We start from the raw sequence: 18,745 nt of genomic DNA, 5'->3' as shown, positions 1-18,745 counted from the left end.
TGGAGTGGGGCAGTACCGTGCGGTACTGCCCCACTTCGCTGTGAGCGGCGCTCCAACCAGGAGGCACATCCATGTGGTGGTACATCGGCCGACGGGCCCTGCAGGCCATTCCCGTCCTGCTCGGCTCCACCCTGCTGATCTACGGACTCGTCTTCCTCCAGCCCGGCGACCCGATCGTCGCGCTCTTCGGGGAGAAGCCGGTCTCGGAGGAGGTCCGCGCCCAGATCGCGGCCCAGTACAACCTGGACAAGCCGTTCCTCGTCCAGTGGTTGCTGTACCTCCAGGGCGCCGTGACGGGTGACTTCGGTGTCTCCTACTCCGGACGTCCCGTCACCGAGCTGGTCGCGGAGGCCTTCCCGGTGACCTTCAAGCTGGCCCTGCTGGCCTTGGTCTTCGAGTCGGTGCTCGGCATCGCGGCCGGCTTCTACGCCGGTCTGCGCAAGGGCAAGATCTTCGACTCCACGATGCTGGTCGTCTCCCTGCTCGTGATCGCGGTCCCGATCTTCGTGTTCGGCTTTCTCATGCAGCTGATCTTCGGCGTACAGCTCGGATGGGCGCCGGTCACGGTCGGGGGCGACGCCTCCATCGGCAAGCTCATCCTCCCTGCCATCGTCCTGGGGCTGGTCTCCTTCGCCTACATCTTGCGCCTGACCCGCACGTCGGTGGTGGAGAACCTCACCGCCGACCACGTGCGCACCGCCCGGGCCAAGGGCCTCAGCAACGGCGCCGTCAACCGACGCCACGTGCTGCGCAACTCCCTCATCCCCGTCACCACCTACCTGGGAGCTGACCTCGGCACCCTGATGGCCGGGGCCATCGTCACCGAGGGCATCTTCAACATCCCGGGGATCGGCAACCTCGCCTACCAGGCGATCAACCGTGGCGAGGGTTCCACCGTCGTCTCCGTGGTCACCGTGATGGTGCTCATCTACATCGTGATGAGCCTGCTGGTCGACCTCCTCTACGCCGTGCTCGACCCGAGGATCCGATATGTCTGAGACCGTGCTGCCCGGCCAGGAGCGCTTCGTCGCACCGCTCGACGAGACACCCCTGCACGAGACCGGGACCGTCGACACCTCCCGCCCGCCGGAGAGCCAGTGGAAGGAGGCCTGGAAGCAGCTGCGTCGCAACTGGATCTTCTGGGTGTCCGCGGTGATCCTCGCGGTCGTGGCCTTCATGGTGATCGCCCCGGGGCTGATCACCGACATCGACCCGACCCGCGCCGACCTGTCCCGCAGCCTGGAGGGCCCGAGCGACGGCCACGTCGCCGGCTTCAACAAGCAGGGGTACGACGTCTTCTCCCGCACCGTGTACGGCGCTCGCGCCTCGGTGCTCGTGGGCTTCCTGTGCACGCTCGTGGTGATCGTCGTCGGGCTGGTCAGCGGCGCCGTCGCCGGGTTCTACGGCGGCTTCACGGACACGGTCATCTCCCGTCTGGCTGACATCTTCTTCGCCATCCCGCTGCTGCTGGGCGCGCTCGTCGGGCTGTCGGTGATCAACAACCTCTTTCCCGATCGCGGATACTGGGCGGCGATCGGAGCGGTGGTGGTCGCGCTCGGTGCCTTCGGGTGGCCGCAGATGACCCGCATCGCGCGCGGTGCGGTCCTGGAGGTCAAGAACCTGGAATTCATCGACGCCGCCCGGGCGATCGGGGCGACGCCGCGTCGCAACCTCATGCGGCACGTCGTCCCCAACTCCTTGGCGCCGGTGATCGTGACCGGCACCATCTCGCTCGGCATCTACATCGTGGCCGAGGCGACGTTGTCCTTCCTCGGGATCGGCCTGCCGTTCGGGGTCGTGTCGTGGGGCAACGACATCTCCGCAGCACAGATCCAGGTCCGTTCCGGCCAGCGCATGGGGGTCATGTTCTGGCCCGCTGGCGCCTTGGCGTTCACCGCACTCGGCTTCATCCTGCTGGGCGATGCCGTCAGTGACGCCCTCAACCCCAAGAGGAGGAGCGAGTGAGTCCCACCCCTCTGCTCCAGGTCAAGGACCTGCACGTCGGCTTCGCCCGCGGCAAGGAGGTCATTCCTGCCGTCCGGGGTGCGAACCTGGTCGTCTACCCCGGCCAGACCGTCGCCATCGTGGGGGAGTCCGGCTCGGGCAAGTCCACGACCGCGCACGCCATCATCGACCTGCTTCCAGGGAGCGGCCGGATCACCGGCGGAGAGATCCTCTTCGAGGGCGTCGACGTCGCCGGGGCCAAGCAGTCCGACATCCTGGCGTTGCGCGGGTCCTCGATCGGGCTCGTTCCCCAGGACCCGATGTCCAACCTCAACCCCCTGATCCGGGTCGGCAAGCAGATCAAGGAGTCCCTGGAGGCCAACGGGATGGCCAAGGGCAAGGACGCCGACGCCCGCGTCGTCGAGCTGCTCGAGGAGGCCGGGCTGCCCGACGCCGAGCGGCGCGCCCGACAGTTCCCGCACGAGTTCTCCGGCGGCATGAGGCAACGTGCGCTCATCGCGATGGGCCTGGCCGCCCGACCGAAGCTCCTGATCGCCGACGAGCCGACGTCGGCCCTTGACGTGACCGTCCAGAAGCAGATCCTGGACCACCTCGACCGGCTCACCGACGAGCTCGGCTTCGCCGTCCTGCTCATCACCCACGACCTGGGCCTGGCTGCGGAGCGGGCCGACCACCTCGTGGTGATGTACAAGGGCCAGATCGTGGAGTCCGGGCCGGCGATGGACATCCTGCAGAGCCCGCAGCACCCCTACACCCATCGACTGGTGAGCTCGGCGCCGTCGTTGGCCTCCCAGCGGCTGTCGTCCACGACTGCTCGTGCCGAGGTGCGCGAGCAGGCCGTGCTGGCCGCCGAGGAGGTCGCTGCCCAGGTCGCCACGCACGAGGAGGAGTTCGGGCAGGGGCGCAGCACCATCGTCGAGGCCAAGAACCTCACCAAGGTCTTCACCCTTCGCGGCAGCCGTCCCGGATCGTCGATCAGCTTCACGGCGGTCGACGACGTCAGCTTCTCCCTGGAGCGGGGCACGACCACCGCGATCGTGGGAGAGTCCGGCTCGGGCAAGTCGACGGTCGCCCGCATGGTGCTCGGTCTGCTCGACGCCACCAGCGGCTCGGTGGAGTTCGACGGCGTCGACATCACCACGATGACGTCCAAGCAGCAGCAGCTGGCGATGCGCCGTCAGATGCAGCCGGTCTTCCAGAACCCCTATGCCTCGCTGGATCCGATGTTCTCCATCTATCGCTCGATCGAGGAGCCGCTGCGCACCCACGGCATCGGCACCGCCAAGGAGCGGGAGACCGCGATTCGTGACCTGCTGGAGAAGGTCTCGCTGCCGGCCTCGGTCATGCGGCGCTACCCCAGCGAGCTCTCCGGCGGCCAGCGCCAGCGTGTCGCCATCGCGCGCGCCCTGGCTCTCGATCCGGAGGTGGTGATCTGCGACGAGGCCGTCTCGGCCCTCGACGTCCTGGTCCAGGCCCAGATCCTGACCCTGCTCAACGACCTGCAGGCGGAGCTGGGCCTGAGCTACCTGTTCATCACCCACGACCTCGCCGTGGTCCGCCAGATCGCCGACCACGTGCTGGTGATGCAGGAGGGCAAGGTCGTGGAGCAGGCCAGTGTCACGGCGGTCTTCGACCACCCGCAGGAGGACTACACGCGCCGGCTTCTGGACGCGATCCCCGGTGGATCCATCCCGTTCGGAGTGGTGGAGTCCGGCGACCAGGGCTGACATGCTCGATTGACATGTTCGAACAGGTGTTCGATCATGGGTGAATGCTCGCCTCACCGTCGTCCGGCTCCTCGGCCCAGAGCGGCACCGAGGGTGGCGGGGCGCGGCCCGTGCTGGAGGTGGTCGCCGACCTGCGCCGTCAGGTGGATCGGCTCCAGGGTCGGCCAGCCGCCGAGCCGGTGCCCGTCCACCCCGGGCTGCAGGGCCTGCTGGACGTGCGGGCCGGAGGCGTCTACGGCGTCGACTCCGCGAGCCTGGCCCTGCTGCTCATGGCCGGCCCGTCGGCACGGGGGGCCTGGTGCGGCATCGTGGGCGTGCGCGACCTCGGGGTGGAGGCAGCCGTCGCGATGGGGGTCGACCCCACCCGCACCATCGTGGTCCCGGACCCGGGCGATCGCCTCCTGGAGGTCACCGCTGCCCTGGCCGACGTGCTCGCCCTGGTGGTGGTGCGTCCGCAGCGCCCTGTCTCGTCCGGGGACGCCTCCCGTCTCGCGGCACGCCTGCGCACGCGCGGCTCGGTCCTGGTGCCGTGGGGATCGTGGCCGGGCTGCGACGCCCGGCTGAGCCTGTCGGACGTCCGATGGGCTGGTCTGGAGCAGGGCGCGGGGCACCTGCAGGCCCGGCGGGCCACGGTGTCGGTGCGGCGGGGCGACGCCCCGGGGCGCACCCGCTCCCTGTGGCTGCCGGCGCCCGACCTCACCGTGCGGGCGGTCGTGCAGACCGGTGAGGACGCCGTGGACGACGTTCCTGCCCCCGTGCGGAGCGCCTGATGTGTGCAGTGCGGAGCGCGTGATGCGCACGCTGGTGGTGTGGTGTCCGGACTGGCCGGTCGTGGCGGTGCTGGCCGACCTTCCGCCCGGGTCCGCGGCTGCGGTGCTGGCGCAGGGCGCGGTGCTGGCCTGCTCGCCGGGTGCGCGGGCCGAAGGGGTGCGGCGGGGGATGCGTCGGCGTGATGCCCAGTCCCGTTGTCCGGACCTCGTGCTGGCCGACCATCGGCCCGAGGTCGACGCGCGGGCCTTCGAGGAGGTCCTCGTCGCCATCGAGGAGCTCAGCCCCGGGGTGGCGCCCCTGCGGCCGGGCCTGTGCGCCTTGCGGGTGCCCAGTCGCTTCTACGGTGGCGAGGCCGAGGCGGCGGCCGTCCTTGCCGAGCGGCTGGTCGGCCTGGGGGTCTGGGACGTCCGCCTCGGGGTGGCCGACACGCTCTTCGCCGCCGAGCAGGCGGCGCGTCGTGCCACGGCCCAGGACTGCCTCGTGGTGCCCGAGGGGCAGGCGGCGGCGTTCCTGGCCGACCTGCCGGTCGAGGTGCTGGACGACGTCGAGACCGTCGCCCTGCTGCGCCGGCTGGGCCTGACGACGGTCGGCCGGTTCGCCGCCCTGGGTGCCTCCGACGTGCTCACCCGGTTCGGCCGGCACGGTGCCCTGCTGCACCGGTTCGCCTCCGGCCAGGACCCTCAGCCGGTCGGACGCCGTGAGGTGCCACCGGAGCTGCAGGCCCAGGTGGTCTTCGAGCCGCCGCTGGAGACGGTTGAGCCCATCGCGTTCAGCGTGCGCACGACGGCGGAGGAGTTCGTGCGACGGCTGGCCGACCACGCCCTGGTGTGCACCGGTGTGCGCATCGAGGCCGATGTCGACGGCTCCGTCGCGTCCTCGCGCACGTGGCTGCACCCGCGCTGGTTCGGCGCGACCGACCTCGTCGACCGGGTCCGCTGGCAGCTGGAGGGCGGTGTCGGCCCCGGTGGCCGGGCAGGGGTGGCGCTGGGCATCGACGGTGTCCGCCTCGTCCCGGAGGTCGTGGAGCCGTTGGCCGAGCATGCGGACCCGCTGTTCGGGCCGCGGCCCGATGACCGGGTGGAGCACGTGGTGGCACGGGTCCAGGGCATGCTCGGCCACGAGGGGGTCGTGGCGGCGCAGGTGCAGGGCGGCCGCTCACCGGCGGCGCGGCGGGCCCTGACGCCCTGGGGGGAGCGCGCGGTGGACGTCCGCCCGGTCGAGTCGCCGTGGCCGGGGAGCATCCCGCCACCGGCGCCGGCCACGGTCTACCCCGAGCCTCGGGTCGCCTCCGTGCTGGGGGCCCATGGGCAGGTCGTGGGGGTGGACGGTCGCGGAGCGATCAGCTGCGCACCGGCCCGCGTGCGGGCCGACGAGGGCACGGACTGGCAGCCCGTGGCGTCATGGGCCGGCCCCTGGCCGGTGGACGAGCGCTGGTGGGACGAGGGCGCGGCGCGGCGGATCGCCCGCTTCCAGGTGGTCGGCGTCGACGGCACGGCGTGGCTCATGGTCGTCGAGGACGGCCGATGGTGGACCGAGGCCCGCTATGACTGAGCTGCGGGACTAGTCGTGGGGTGGAACAACCCCGACGTGCCGTGGCGAGAGCTGGAGGCCAGGCTCTCGGGTCGGCCGACGCACTCGCTGCCCAGGGACGGCCGATTCCCTGATGGGGGAGACGGACCGGCCTTCAGCCGCAAGCGCCCGCGGTACGTGCCCCCGGCAGACACGGCCGTCGCACCGTCGCGGGGCACCGTCCCGTACGCCGAGCTGCACTGCCACAGCGACTTCAGCTTCTTGGACGGCGCCAGCTCGCCCGAGGCGCTGGTGGAGCAGGCGGTGACCCTCGGCCTCGAGGCCGTCGCGATCACCGACCACGACGGGTTCTACGGCGCGGCTCGCTTCGCCGAGGCGGCGCAGGAGCATCCGGGGCTGGCGACGGTGTTCGGTGCTGAGCTCTCCCTGGGCCTGAGCGGACCGCAGCAGGGTGTTCCCGACCCCGAGGGCAGCCACCTGCTGGTGCTCGCCCGCGGGGTCGAGGGCTACCACCGTCTCGCCGGGGCCATCACCGAGGCGCAGCTGGCCGGCGATGAGAAGGGGCGCCCGGTCTACGACCTCGAGCGGCTCGCGGAGCTCGGTCGTGGGCACTGGCACGTCCTCACCGGGTGCCGCAAGGGGCTGGCCCGGCAGGCGCTCGCCACCGGTGGCCGCGAGGCTCTCGGGCGGGCGCTCGTGCGACTGACCGACCTCTTCGGTGCCGACCACGTCGACGTCGAGCTGATCGATCATCGCCAGCCCACCGACTCCGTGGTCAACGACGCGCTCGCCGCCGTGGCGGCCCAGCACGGCCTGCCCGTCGTAGCCACCGGCAACGTGCACGCCGCCACCCCTGCCAGGCTGCGCCTCGCCCAGGTCATGGCCGCGGTGCGGGCGCGTCGCTCGCTCGCACAGATGGACGGGTGGTTGGCGGCCGGGGCCCAGGCATGCCTGCGCTCGGGGCAGGAGATGCAGGCACGGTTCGAGCGGTATCCCGGCGCAGTGGGGCGGTCGGTGCAGATCGCGACGGACGTGGCCTTCGACCTGCGCCGGGCCACACCACGGCTCCCGCTCAACAACGTGCCGGACGAGCACACGCCGATGAGCTGGTTGCGTGAGCTCGTGCGCCGCGGTGCCGACGAGATGTACGGGCACGACCGCGCGGCTGCGCAGGTGCGGCTGGAGCGTGAGCTCGCCGTCATCGAGGCCAAGGGCTTCGCGGGCTACTTCCTCATCGTCCACGACATCGTCGCCGAGGCGAGGCGCCGCGGCATCCTGTGCCAGGGTCGCGGATCGGCCGCCAACTCGGCGGTCTGCTACGCCCTGCGCATCACGGCGATCGACTCCATCCGCTACGACCTGCCGTTCGAGCGCTTCCTCTCGGCCACGCGCGACGAGGAGCCGGACATCGACGTCGACTTCGACTCCGGGCGCCGCGAGGAGATCATCCAGTGGGTCTATGACACCTACGGCCGTCGCAACGCCGCCCAGGTGGCCAACGTCATCAGCTACCAGCCCAAGTCGGCGGTGCGCGACGTCGCCAAGGCGCTCGGCCACTCGGTCGGGCAGCAGGACGCGTGGAGCAAGGGCATCGAGTCCTGGCACGCCGTCGAGACCCGCGACAGCGAGATCCCCCCGCTCGTGGTGGACCTCGCGTCACAGCTGCTGAAGACACCGCGGCACCTGGGCATCCACTCCGGCGGCATGGTGCTGACCGAGCGACCGGTGGGCGAGGTGGTGCCGATCGAGCGGGCCCGGATGGAGCGGCGCACCGTGCTGCAGTGGGACAAGGACGACTGCGCGTGGATGGGCCTGGTCAAGTTCGACCTGCTCGGCCTCGGGATGCTCGGCGCCATCCAGCAGACCTTCGATCTCGCCGCCGAACGAGTGGGGGAGCGCTGGGACCTGGCGAGCATCCCGGCACAGGAGCCGGCGGTCTTCGACATGCTGTGCAAGGCCGACTCGGTGGGTGTCTTCCAGGTGGAGAGCCGCGCCCAGATCGGCACGCTCCCCAGGCTCAGGCCGCGGCGCTTCTACGACCTCGTCATCGAGATCGCGCTCATCCGACCGGGACCCATCCAGGGCGGTGCGGTGCACCCCTACATCCGGCGCAAGCTGGGCCGGGAGCCGATCACGTACCTGCACCCCAAGCTCGTGCCGGTGCTGGAGCGCACGCTGGGGGTGCCGCTGTTCCAGGAGCAGCTCATGCAGATCGCCATGGCGGTGGGCGAGTGCACCGGTGACGACGCCGACCTGCTGCGGCGGGCGATGGGCTCCAAGCGAGGGGTGGAGCGGATCGAGAAGCTGCGCGAGACGTTGTACGCCGGGATGGAGGGCAACGGCATCGTGGGGGAGGCGGCTGACGCCATCTACGCCAAGATCCAGGCGTTCGCGAACTTCGGCTTCGCCGAGAGCCACGCCCTGAGCTTCGGCCTGCTCGTGTACGCGAGCTCGTGGCTCAAGCTGCACTTCCCGGCTGCCTTCCTGGCGGCGCTGCTGCGCTCGCAGCCGATGGGCTTCTACTCCCCGCAGTCGCTCACCGCCGACGCCCGGCGCCACGGCGTCGAGGTCCGCCGCCCGTGCATCGCTGCCTCGCCCGTGGACACCGACCTGGAGCCGCTGGACGCCGCCGGGTCAGGGGGCAGGGCGGCGCAAGGCACCGGCCTGACGTCGTGCTGCGAGCGCGAGCAGCCGCCTTCCGGGGAGTTCGATCCCGAGGCCGACCACGGTCTGGCCGAGCATCGTCGCGACGGGAACCACGCGGTCCGGCTGGGGCTCACCCAGGTGCAGGGCGTCGGGGAGCCCGACGCCGAGCGCATCGTCGCGGCCCGGGCTGAGCGTGCGTTCACCTCGATGGCCGACGTCGTGCGACGCACCGGGCTGGACGTCGCCCAGATGGAGTCGTTGGCCACGGCGGGGGCGTTCGACGTCTTCGGGTTGTCACGGCGCCAGGCGCTGTGGAACGCGGGGTACGGCGACGCCGAGGACCGGTTGGAGGGCACGGCCGTCGACGTCGCTGCGCCGACGCTGCCGGGCATGAGCGACGTCGAGCACACGGTGGCCGACCTGTGGGCCACGCGGATCTCGCCCGAGGGTCACCCGATCGCCCACCTGAGGACGCTGCTGCAGGGGGAGGGGGTGCTGTCGGTCGACGACTGCACGAGGCACGAGTCCGGTCGGCGGATCCGCGTGGCCGGCCTGGTGACGCACCGCCAGCGCCCCTACACCGCCTCCGGTGTCACGTTCCTCAACCTCGAGGACGAGACGGGGATGCTCAACGTCGTGGTGTTCGCCGGGGTGTGGGAGCGGTACCGCCGGGTCCTGCGCAATGCGTCGGGCCTGGTGGTGCGCGGTGTCGTGGAGAACGTCGAGGGCGCCACCAACCTCGTCGCCGAGCGGGTGGACCCGATCGAGTCGCTCTATCCCCGGGCGGCCGGCGCCCTCCCGGGCCGGCACCGCTCCCGCGACTTCCAGTGACGAGAGACTTCTCCAGCCTGAGGAGAGAGCTCTCCAGCCCGAGGAGAGAGTTCTCCCGGGCCGTGACCGTCCCTACCTCGGAAAAGTCTCTCGCCACTGCTGGAGAAGTCTCTCGTCAGTGATGACCAACCGTGCGGGCTGGACCGGCCGGGACGGCACCGTCGCACGGCTGAGCGGCTCAGCTGGCCCGTCGGTGCTGGCAGATCTCGTAGATCATCGTGGTGCACGCCTCGATGTGGTGGGCGAGCTGCTCCAGGTCTGCCTCGAGGCGAGGGTCGTCCTCCGCACCCTCCGCGAGGGTGATGACCTCGGCCGTGTGCCGTCGCAGGTCGGAGGCGACGTCCCGGATCAGGTCTGCGGAGAGACCCCCGTGGACGCTCGCATGGTCAGCGAACTCCCGGACCATCGGTGCCCCCTCCGTCGTTCCGATCTCACCACCGTAACGCAGGCCTCGACCGTCCGCGTCCGAGCCGGGTGGCCACGGCCCGCCCCGACGCCCAGCGAGGTCGGCCGGTGGGCGGAGTCACGCCGGTTCACGAGTGGAGATCGTCATCGACTTAGGGTTGACGTGACCAGAAGTGCTGGTTAGAGTCAGAAATACCTTAAGGAGGTGGGCGATGTCGACGGCACTGGAGACGGGCGTCATGAGCGGGCAGGTCTCGCTCGCGGTCTCGACCGTCGTGTTCGCGTTGCGTCCGCACCCCGCCTCCGGCGCGATGACGCTGTGGCTCCCGCTCGTGCGCCGCATCCGCGAGCCGTACGACGGGCGTTGGGCCCTCCCCGGCGGTCCGCTCGAGGCGCACCAGGACCTCGCCGCCTCGGCCCGGCAGACTCTGCAGGCCACGACCGGCCTGGAGTCGGCCTACCTGGAGCAGCTGTACTCCTTCGGGGCCGTGGACCGCTCCCCGGCCGATCGTGTCGTCTCCATCGTCTACTGGACCCTCGTGCGGGCCGACGAGGACGATGCCGCGACCAACGGGCCGAACGTCGAGTGGTTCGTGGCCGACGAGGTGCCCGAGCTGGCCTTCGACCACAACGACATCGTCCGTTACGCACTGGGCCGGCTGCGAGCCAAGATCACCTACTCCCCGATCGCCCTGGCGTTCCTGCCCGCAGAGTTCACCCTCGCCGAGCTGCGAGGCGTCCACGAGGCCGTCTGCGGGCGCTGCCTCGACCCCGCCAACTTCCGACGTCAGGTGATCGCCGGAGGGACCGTCATGCCCACCGGTACGCACCTCACCGGCACCAGCCACCGACCTCCCGCGCTGTACCGCGCGGCCCGTCCAGAGGAGAAGAAGCGATGAGCACCCCCACTGTCGCCTCGGTCAACGACGCCGTCGTCGCCGCCCCCGCACAGACGTGCGACACCGACCTCGCCGAGCACCCGTCGATCTTCGACCTCGTGCCCGGGTACGGACCCGGCGCCTCCGAGGACGACGTCATCCCCGACCCCGTCGTGCGGCCGGGCCAGCTCCCGGTGACCTACCAGCGGATGAGCGAGGATGAGCTGCACGAGCGGATCCTGGCCGCCAAGGAGACGCTTGGCAGCCGGCTCGTCATCCTCGGCCACTTCTACCAGCGCGACGAGGTCGTGCAGCACGCCGACTTCGTCGGAGACTCCTTCCAGCTCGCCAACGCCGCGCTGACCCGGCCCGAGGCCGAGACGATCGTCTTCTGCGGCGTGCACTTCATGGCCGAGACCGCCGACATCCTGGCTCGTCCCGAGCAGCACGTCGTGCTGCCGAACCTCGCGGCCGGGTGCTCGATGGCGGACATGGCCGACGAGGACTCCGTCGAGACCGCGTGGGAGCAGCTGACGCAGGCCTACGCCGACGAGACCGTCCTCGATGACGACGGGAACGAGCTCGCGTCGGTCATCCCCGTCACCTACATGAACTCCTCCGCCGCGCTGAAGGCGTTCTGCGGGCGTCACGGTGGCATCGTCTGCACCTCCAGCAATGCCGCCACCGTGCTGGAGTGGGCCTTCGAGCGGGGGCGCCGGGTGCTGTTCTTCCCGGACCAGCACCTGGGCCGCAACACCGCCAAGGCGATGGGCGTGCCGCTGGAGCAGATGCCGATGGTGAACGCCCGCAAGCCGGGTCTCGGTCTGGAGCGGCAGGAGCTGCTCGACGCGAGGGTGCTGCTGTGGCCGGGGTTCTGCTCGGTGCACAAGCGCTTCACCGTGGCCCAGGTCGAGCAGGCCCGCGCCGAGCACCCCGGCTGCAAGGTCATCGTGCACCCGGAGTCGCCGATGCCGGTGGTCGACGCGGCCGATGCCTCCGGCTCCACCGACGCGATCCAGAAGTTCGTCGCGGCCGCCTCGCCCGGTGACGTCATCGCCATCGGCACCGAGATCAACCTGGTCAACCGGCTCGCGGCGCAGTACCCCGATCGCATCATCTTCTGCCTCGACCCGGTGATCTGCCCGTGCTCGACGATGTACCGGATCCACCCCGGGTACCTCGCCTGGACGCTGGACGGACTCGTCGAGGGCGAGGTGCGCAACGAGATCGTCGTCCCCGACGCCGTCGCCTCGGACGCGAAGGTGGCCCTGGAGCGGATGCTCGCGGCCCTCCCGAAGGTCGCGCAGCACGAGGTTGACCGATGACGCACGTCGCGATCATCGGCAGCGGCGTGGCCGGCCTGACCGCGGCCCTGGACGCCGCTGCGCGCCCGGGTGTGCAGGTCACGCTGGTCACCAAGTCCGGCCTCCGCGAGAGCAACACCTGGTACGCCCAGGGCGGGGTGGCCGTCGTGACGTCGCCGGAGGACTCCGTCGCCTCCCACGTCGCCGACACGCTGGCCGCCGGCGCCGGTCTCTCCGACGACGAGGCGGTCCGGGTGCTGTGCGGCGAGGGGCCCGACGCTGCCGCCGACCTCATCCGACGTGGTGTGCTCTTCGACGTCGAGGCGGGCGAGCTGGCCCGAGGACTGGAGGCCGCGCACTCTGCCGAGCGCATCCTGCACGCCGGGGGTGACGCCACCGGGGCGGCCATCGCGGGGGCACTCATCACCCGGCTGCTCGCCTCCGACGTCACGGTGCTGGAGGAGACCACCGCCCTGGACGTCGTCCTTCAGGACGGACGGGCCTGCGGCGTGCGGCTGCTCGACAGGTCGGTGCTGTCCGCCGACGCGGTGGTGCTGTCCACCGGGGGAGCGGGCCAGCTGTATCCGTGCACGACCAACCCGACGGTCGCCACCGGCGACGGCCTGGCGATGGCGTTGCGGGCGGGAGCCGTGGCCGCCGACCTGGAGTTCTACCAGTTCCATCCGACCTCCCTGGCCGCACCGGGGAACCACCTCGTGTCCGAGGCGGTGCGCGGGGAGGGCGCGGTCCTCGTCGATGCCGACGGTGACCGCTTCATGAAGCACCTCCATCCCGACGCAGAGCTGGCACCCCGTGACGTCGTCGCCCGGGGCATCACCCACCAGATGGCGGCGCAGGGCGGCGTGCCGGTTCGCCTGGACGCCACAGCCCTGGGGCGGGAGTTCCTGGCCGAGCGCTTCCCGACGATCGACGCCGCGGTGCGCGCGCAAGGGTTCGACTGGGCGGCCGAGCCCATCCCCGTCGCACCGGCGGCGCACTACTTCATGGGTGGGGTCCGGACCGACCTGTGGGGCCGGACCTCGGTGCCGGATCTGTACGCCGTCGGTGAGGTGGCGTGCAACGGTCTGCACGGCGCCAACCGGCTCGCGTCCAACTCCCTGCTCGAGGGGGCGGTGTTCGGTCGGCGGGTCGTCGATGCCGCCCTCGTCCCCGCCGAGCCGGAGGCCTTCGGAGCCGACTGGGCGGAGCCGATCACGATGGCGACGGTGGAATACGGCATCTCGGCCAGCCGGGCCGACCTGCAGCAGCTGCTGTGGGACGCCGCGGGCCTGCGGCGCGACGGCGCCGGACTCGATGCCGCAGCGCACGAGCTCGCCTCGTGGGCGATGCCGGCCGTCGACGACGCGAAGTCCGCCGAGGACGCCAACCTGCTGCTGGTGGGACGAGCGGTCGTCGCGAGTGCACTGGCTCGGCGGGAGTCGCGTGGAGGGCACTTCCGCATCGACGCCCCCGATCCTGGTCCTTCGCCGGCACGTCACTCCAGCCTGGTGCTGCGATGAGCGGGCTGCTGAGCCGCCGCGACATCCAGCGCTTGGTGGACCTCGCCCTCGCCGAGGACGCGCCGTTCGGTGACCTGACGTCCCAGAGCCTGGTGCCCGCCGATGCGGTCGCCGAAGCACGCCTGGTCGCCCGCGAGCAGGGGGTGCTCGCGGGGACGGAGGTGCTCGAGGTCGCCATGACCAGCCTCGATGCCTCCGTCCGGGTCACGGCGCACGCTGCGGACGGCGACCGCTTCGAGGTCGGGGACGCGCTCGCGTCGATCGTCGGTCCGGCCCGTGCCGTCCTGCAGGCCGAGCGGGTCGCCCTCAACCTGGTGCAGCGGATGAGCGCCATCGCGACGCTCACCGCCCGGTACGTCGAGGCCGTGGCCGGCACGTCGACCCGCGTCGTCGACACCCGCAAGACCACTCCCGGGCTCCGGGCGCTGGAGCGCCATGCCGTGCGCTGTGGTGGCGGGCACAACCACCGGTTCTCGCTGTCGGACGCCGTCATGGCCAAGGACAACCACCTCGCCCTCGTCGACGACGTCACGGTCGCCCTGCGGACCGCAGCCGATCGGCTCCCGCACACGACCCACCTCGAGGTCGAGGTGGACCGGCTCGAGCAGATCGACGCGGTGCTGGACTCGGGCGTCGTCGGCACCATCATGCTGGACAACTTCTCTATCGCCGACCTGCGCGCCGGGGTCGCTCACGTCGCCGGTCGGGCGATGGTCGAGGCCAGCGGCGGCATCACGCTGGAGACCATCGGCGACGTGGCCCGGACGGGGGTCGACGTCATCAGCGTCGGCGCCCTGACCCACGGGGTGCCCGCGATCGACCTGGGCCTCGACATCGCTGTCGGGCAGACGCAGTGATCTATCTCGACGAGGCGGCGACGACCCCTGTGCGGCGCGACGTGCTCGCGGCCATGGGCCCGTACCTGGGGCCGGAGTTCGGCAACCCCTCCAGCCACCACGAGATGGGGGAGTCGGCGCAGCGAGCACTGGCCGACGCACGCCGAGGGGTCGCCGACGTCCTGGGCGCCCGCCCGGGGGAGGTCACGTTCACCTCGGGGGGCACGGAGGCCGACAACCTCGCCGTCAAGGGCATCGCCCTGGCCGAGCCTCGGGGCCGGCACGTCGTCATCAGCGCGGTGGAGCACCTGGCAGTCCTGGAGTCGGCCCGTTGGCTGGCGCGGATGGGCTACGACGTCACCGAGCTCCCTGTCGACGCCGACGGCCTCGTCCACCCCGACGCGCTGGCCGACTCCCTGCGCGAGGACACGACGCTCGTCAGCATCCAGCACGCCAACAACGAGGTGGGCACCATCCAGCCCGTGGCGGAGCTGGCGGCGGTCGCGACTGAGCGGGGAGTGCCGTTCCACACCGATGCCGTCCAGTCGGCCGCGTGGCTCGACCTCGACGTGAGCACGCTCGGGGTCTCGGCGATGAGCCTCTCCGGCCACAAGCTCGGCGCGCCCAAGGGTGTGGGCGTCCTGTGGCTGCGGCGCGGGGTCCCGCTCGAGCCACTCGTGCACGGGGGCGGGCAAGAGTCGGGCCGGCGCTCCGGCACCGAGAACGTGGCCGGCGCCGTCGGCATGGCCGCCGCGCTGCGGCTCGTCGACAGGACGGACGTGGAGGCGGTCGCAGCACGACGCGACGCCTTCATCGACCAGGTGCTCCACGGCGTGCCCTCGGCCCGAGTGACCGGGCACCGCACTCATCGCCTCGCCGGGCACGCCTCGTTCGTGCTGCCCGGCCGGTCGGGGGAGTCCATCCTCCTCGACCTCGAGCGCGGCGGCGTCGTGTGCTCCAGCGGCTCGGCCTGCCACGCCGGCAGCGACGAGCCCAGCCACGTGCTCACGGCGATGGGACTGGAGCGGGAGCTGGCCCATACGGCGGTGCGCTTCACCTTCGGTCGAGGGGTGGCCGAGACGCAGCTAGCCGAGACCGCCGCGGCCCTGGCATCCGTGGCCGGGTAGACCGGCCCGCCAAGATCGACGGGCCCCTGCACGGGCCCCAGGCACGCAGCTTCTACGAGCTCGGACCCGTCGCGGTGAGTGAAGGCGTGAATGAGCGAGTCCGCCGAGCTCGACGACCGGGTCGTGGTCTGCGTCGAAAGCGACGCCGCCCCGGACGGTGACCCCGTCGAGTCACGGACCCTCAGCTGCTTCGACACACACGGGCAGCGCCGCGTCGAGTTGGGGGCGGCCGACCGCCCTCAGCGTGCGAGTCGAAGGCAGCATCCGTTCCTCCCGGGATCAGCGGTCGGCTGCGTACCCGGTGTCGCCCTGGGTGCGTCGCACGTCGGGTTCAGTGCTGGACGCGGCACATTCGCGGAGTTTGTCCTCGGAGTCGCCGGTCCAGAGCGTGCTCGCTAGCCGTTCGTCAACCCGAGCGACGGCGTCCACGACGGCGTCGAGCTGGGCGTAGTGTCCCAGCACCGAGCCGGGAGCGACGGTGTAGTCGATGATGCGCGGTGAGCCGTCGACCTCGGTGTCGTCGACCGAGTCGGGGAGATCGTCCACGCTGAAGCGGCCCTCCGTGAGCAGCTCGCGCAGGTTCTGTACCTGGCAGTAGCCACCCAGATCCTCTCCCAGCGACGGCACCGGATGCTTCGGTGCAGCCTCGGGCGTCGAGCGCCCGGGTTCGGCTCCGAACCCGAGGGCTCCCTGGGTTCGGACGATGTCCGCGTCAGAGGTGAGACTCATGCAGGCGTCTCGATACGAGCGTGGGACGGGTTGTTCGGCGTCCCCCCATGATGTCGCGGCGTCAAGACGATCGAGTCGTTCAGCGCCGCTGAGTCCGTCGTCGGGCTCGCTGCTGAAGTCGATGATGCGCGGAGTGCCGTCGACCACCGTGCCATCGGCCCAGTCGGGGAAGTCCTCGATCCCGACCTGTCCGTCGTCGATCAGAGCCCGCCACCCTTGGACCTCGCAGTAGTCTCCGAGACCCTGCGGGATTGACGTGGCCGGCTGGAAAGTCTCGGACGGTTCAGCGGTGGGAGCGCCCTCATCGCACGCTCCCAGGCAAAGTGCAGCCGTGAGGCCGACCATTCCGACTGTTAGGAATCGCGCGGTCATCGTGGCCGTCCCCAGGAGTCGCTCACGAGGAAGTCCTCCATCTCCTCCTCGTTCATGCCGAGCAGGGAGTACGTGTCGTCGAAGCCGCGGTAGACGCTCCCGATCTCGTTGCTGAAGTCGGTGTAGAACGTCGGGTCGTGCGGCGGATGATCTTCGAAGTAGGAGGTCAACAGGTCGTCCGCGGCATCAGCGACCTGCGCGTTGCTGGCGCCAGGATCGTCGAGTACCGATGGCAGATCGTCGACGTCGATCCTGCCCGACGCCACGAGGGCGCCGAGCATGGAGCGCGTGTTCGCGTCCGTGATGTGGGAACCGTCGGCCTGCCAGTCGGTCGAGACCCCGGCGTTGGGAGCGGGGATGTGATCTTCGGTGAGCAGGTTGTTCAACAAGGCCCCGCCGGGGCCTGTGACCAGACCGGAGTTCGGAATCGGTGAGAGAAGGCCCGAGACGACGCCGTAGCCGATCTTGATGTTCCTGATGCGTTCGGCCTCCAAGCCGTCCTGGTTGACGTCGCGCTCCTGTGCCTCGTTGATCAGGGCGACGTCGAGCATGCCCTGGATGCGGCCGTTGGCGCTGCCGAGCTCGCGAGGACCGGCGCCGTTCGGATTCTCCGCCCAGCTGTCGATGTTGTCCTGCTGGTACGCAGCGATGTACGACGTCAGGCGTGCGGCGCCCCGCTGCAGCTCATCGGTGTCGCTCTCGCTGCCCTTGGGGACATAGTCACTGGCGATGAAGGTCATCAGCCGGATCCTGTCCGCCTCCGACAAGGGACTTCCCTCAGCTCCGGAGCTGCCCTGCTCGGCAGCGAACGTGTCGAGGTGGTTCGCCAACGCGTCGGTCAGGGTCTGGGTCAACAGCGTGTTGCGACGAGCAGCAGAGTCGCCGTCCTCACCCATCAGGTGCCGGAAGTTGCCGTCGGTGACGTCCGTGAGGTCTTCGCTGAGGGCGTTGAAGGCAGCCGTGGACGCAGCGGTGTTGGTCTCGTGCGAGTCGGCGATGTTCTCATAGAACGACGCGACCCGCGCCTCCTCGCTGTTGTCGCCGCTGGTGTTCTCCCAGGGCTGGTCGAAGATGAGCGCGTTGAAGTTCTCCGGGTACTGGCTGGGCAGGCCGTCGGTGTCTCCGGTGATGAGCTCAAGAGAGGCGTCTTCGTTCCGACCCACCATGTCGAGCACATTGGCACCGACGGCTGAGAAGTCCAGATCGGAGCTGCCGGAGGTGATGAGCTGCCCCTGCCAGTCGTCATGGGCCTGGAGAGAAGCCGCATAGGTCGAGGCCATCTCCTTGGCGAGGCCGTCGCCGGGCTCGACCGTGCTGTTTCCGAGCAGCTCGGCCAATGAGGCAAAGCCTTCGTTGTCCACCGGCGTGTAGTAGAAGCCGCTGCCGTGCCGTTGCTGCTCGGTGGAGAAGACTTCCTGGGCGTCGGCCCGGACAGCCTCCGGCAGCTGGTTCCAGCCTCCACCGACGTCGTGGTTGGACAGGTTCAGCAAGCCATCGGCATAGCCGCTGAGCAGGTTCTGGCGTTCGTCCTCGGAGTAGCCGCCGCTCTCGTTCACGGTCTCCTGGCCCGAGGGGGGGCCAGTCGTGGTCCACACGTGACCATCGGCGTTGATGTGCTTGACGAGCTCGTCCTTGTGGGGGTAGGTCTGCTCGTAGAATCGGCTGAGGTAGTCCTGGGCGTTCCGAAGGGACGGGTTGGTCAGAGCTCCCTCGGGGTCCCGGTGGTTCAGGTTCACGCCCTCGCGGGCCGCCCACGGCGTGAGGAGAGCAAGGCCCTCGTTGATCCCGGCGACATCGTCCAACGCATCGAGGATGGTGTTGGGGTTCGGACCGTCCAGCCCGTCCTTCCCGAGCTCATCGATGATGCGCTGTGCGTCGACGTCTGCGTCGTCGCCGTCGACCACGGGCAGGGCGAGGCCAACGATCACCTCTTGGAGCTCTTCGGGGGGCTCCTCGACCTGCATCCACTCCTCGAGCAGGCCGGGGTTCTCTTGCAGGAACGCTTGACGTTCGGTCTCGGTCATCTCCTCGACGGAGGGCAGGGTGCCGTTCTCGACAGCTGCCTGGTAGGCCTCGAACTTCTCCTGCGGACTGAGGTCGATGT

Annotated in this window: 14 protein-coding genes; 11 read left to right on the top strand and 3 right to left on the bottom strand. The window is 70.5% G+C overall.

What is annotated here, in order from left to right:
* The first annotated feature begins 71 nt into the window (after window positions 1-71).
* The 6 genes from ACHAAC_RS15745 to ACHAAC_RS15720 are packed head-to-tail and all read left to right on the top strand — an operon-like array spanning window position 72 to window position 9,470.
* On the top strand, window positions 72-998 hold the full coding sequence (locus ACHAAC_RS15745; protein ID WP_435717264.1) for an ABC transporter permease: 927 nt from the start codon (window positions 72-74) through the stop codon (window positions 996-998).
* The gene (locus ACHAAC_RS15740; protein WP_435717263.1) at window positions 991-1,965 is read left to right on the top strand and encodes an ABC transporter permease; all 975 of its coding nucleotides are present in this window, start codon (window positions 991-993) and stop codon (window positions 1,963-1,965) included. The genes ACHAAC_RS15745 and ACHAAC_RS15740 overlap by 8 nt, the downstream gene beginning before the upstream one ends.
* Complete coding sequence (locus ACHAAC_RS15735) at window positions 1,962-3,692, top strand: dipeptide ABC transporter ATP-binding protein (protein WP_435717262.1); 1,731 nt, start codon at window positions 1,962-1,964, stop codon at window positions 3,690-3,692. Before ACHAAC_RS15740 ends, ACHAAC_RS15735 begins: the two co-directional genes overlap by 4 nt.
* 44 nt (window positions 3,693-3,736) lie before the next feature.
* On the top strand, window positions 3,737-4,462 hold the full coding sequence (locus tag ACHAAC_RS15730) for a hypothetical protein (protein ID WP_435717261.1): 726 nt from the start codon (window positions 3,737-3,739) through the stop codon (window positions 4,460-4,462).
* A gap of 22 nt (window positions 4,463-4,484) precedes the next feature.
* A complete protein-coding gene (locus ACHAAC_RS15725) occupies window positions 4,485-6,014 on the top strand; it encodes a DNA polymerase Y family protein (protein ID WP_435717260.1) in 1,530 nt (509 codons plus the stop codon).
* Between the two features lie 15 nt (window positions 6,015-6,029).
* Entirely contained in the window at window positions 6,030-9,470 is a 3,441-nt protein-coding gene (locus ACHAAC_RS15720) for an error-prone DNA polymerase (protein WP_435717259.1), read from the top strand.
* 178 nt (window positions 9,471-9,648) lie between these two features.
* Here ACHAAC_RS15720 and ACHAAC_RS15715 read toward each other — a convergent pair whose 3' ends face one another.
* A complete protein-coding gene (locus ACHAAC_RS15715) occupies window positions 9,649-9,876 on the bottom strand; it encodes a hypothetical protein (protein ID WP_435717258.1) in 228 nt (75 codons plus the stop codon).
* Between the two features lie 211 nt (window positions 9,877-10,087).
* On the opposite strand from ACHAAC_RS15715, the gene ACHAAC_RS15710 reads away from it, so the two are divergent.
* The 5 genes from ACHAAC_RS15710 to ACHAAC_RS15690 are packed head-to-tail and all read left to right on the top strand — an operon-like array spanning window position 10,088 to window position 15,540.
* Entirely contained in the window at window positions 10,088-10,774 is a 687-nt protein-coding gene (locus tag ACHAAC_RS15710) for an NUDIX hydrolase (RefSeq protein ID WP_435717257.1), read from the top strand.
* Window positions 10,771-12,078 carry a quinolinate synthase NadA gene (gene nadA / locus ACHAAC_RS15705; protein ID WP_435717256.1) on the top strand — a complete coding sequence of 436 codons (1,308 nt, stop codon included), beginning with the start codon at window positions 10,771-10,773 and terminating at the stop codon, window positions 12,076-12,078. The genes ACHAAC_RS15710 and nadA overlap by 4 nt, the downstream gene beginning before the upstream one ends.
* Window positions 12,075-13,577, top strand: coding sequence for an L-aspartate oxidase (nadB, locus tag ACHAAC_RS15700; protein WP_435717255.1), 1,503 nt, complete (start codon window positions 12,075-12,077; stop codon window positions 13,575-13,577). Before nadA ends, nadB begins: the two co-directional genes overlap by 4 nt.
* The gene (nadC, locus tag ACHAAC_RS15695) at window positions 13,574-14,434 is read left to right on the top strand and encodes a carboxylating nicotinate-nucleotide diphosphorylase (RefSeq protein WP_435717254.1); all 861 of its coding nucleotides are present in this window, start codon (window positions 13,574-13,576) and stop codon (window positions 14,432-14,434) included. Before nadB ends, nadC begins: the two co-directional genes overlap by 4 nt.
* A complete protein-coding gene (locus tag ACHAAC_RS15690; RefSeq protein WP_435717253.1) occupies window positions 14,431-15,540 on the top strand; it encodes a cysteine desulfurase family protein in 1,110 nt (369 codons plus the stop codon). The genes nadC and ACHAAC_RS15690 overlap by 4 nt, the downstream gene beginning before the upstream one ends.
* 279 nt (window positions 15,541-15,819) lie before the next feature.
* Here ACHAAC_RS15690 and ACHAAC_RS15685 read toward each other — a convergent pair whose 3' ends face one another.
* A complete protein-coding gene (locus ACHAAC_RS15685) occupies window positions 15,820-16,269 on the bottom strand; it encodes a hypothetical protein (RefSeq protein WP_435717252.1) in 450 nt (149 codons plus the stop codon).
* 368 nt (window positions 16,270-16,637) lie between these two features.
* A partial coding sequence (locus ACHAAC_RS15680) for a hypothetical protein (protein WP_435717251.1) occupies window positions 16,638-18,745 on the bottom strand: 2,108 nt, incomplete at its 5' end.

It is taken from the genome of Aeromicrobium sp. CF4.19, assembly GCF_051262555.1.
In the GTDB taxonomy this organism is placed as follows: Bacteria; Actinomycetota; Actinomycetes; order Propionibacteriales; family Nocardioidaceae; genus Aeromicrobium.
Note: the sequence above shows the minus strand (reverse complement) of the source record. Positions and strands in the feature narration are given on the sequence as shown.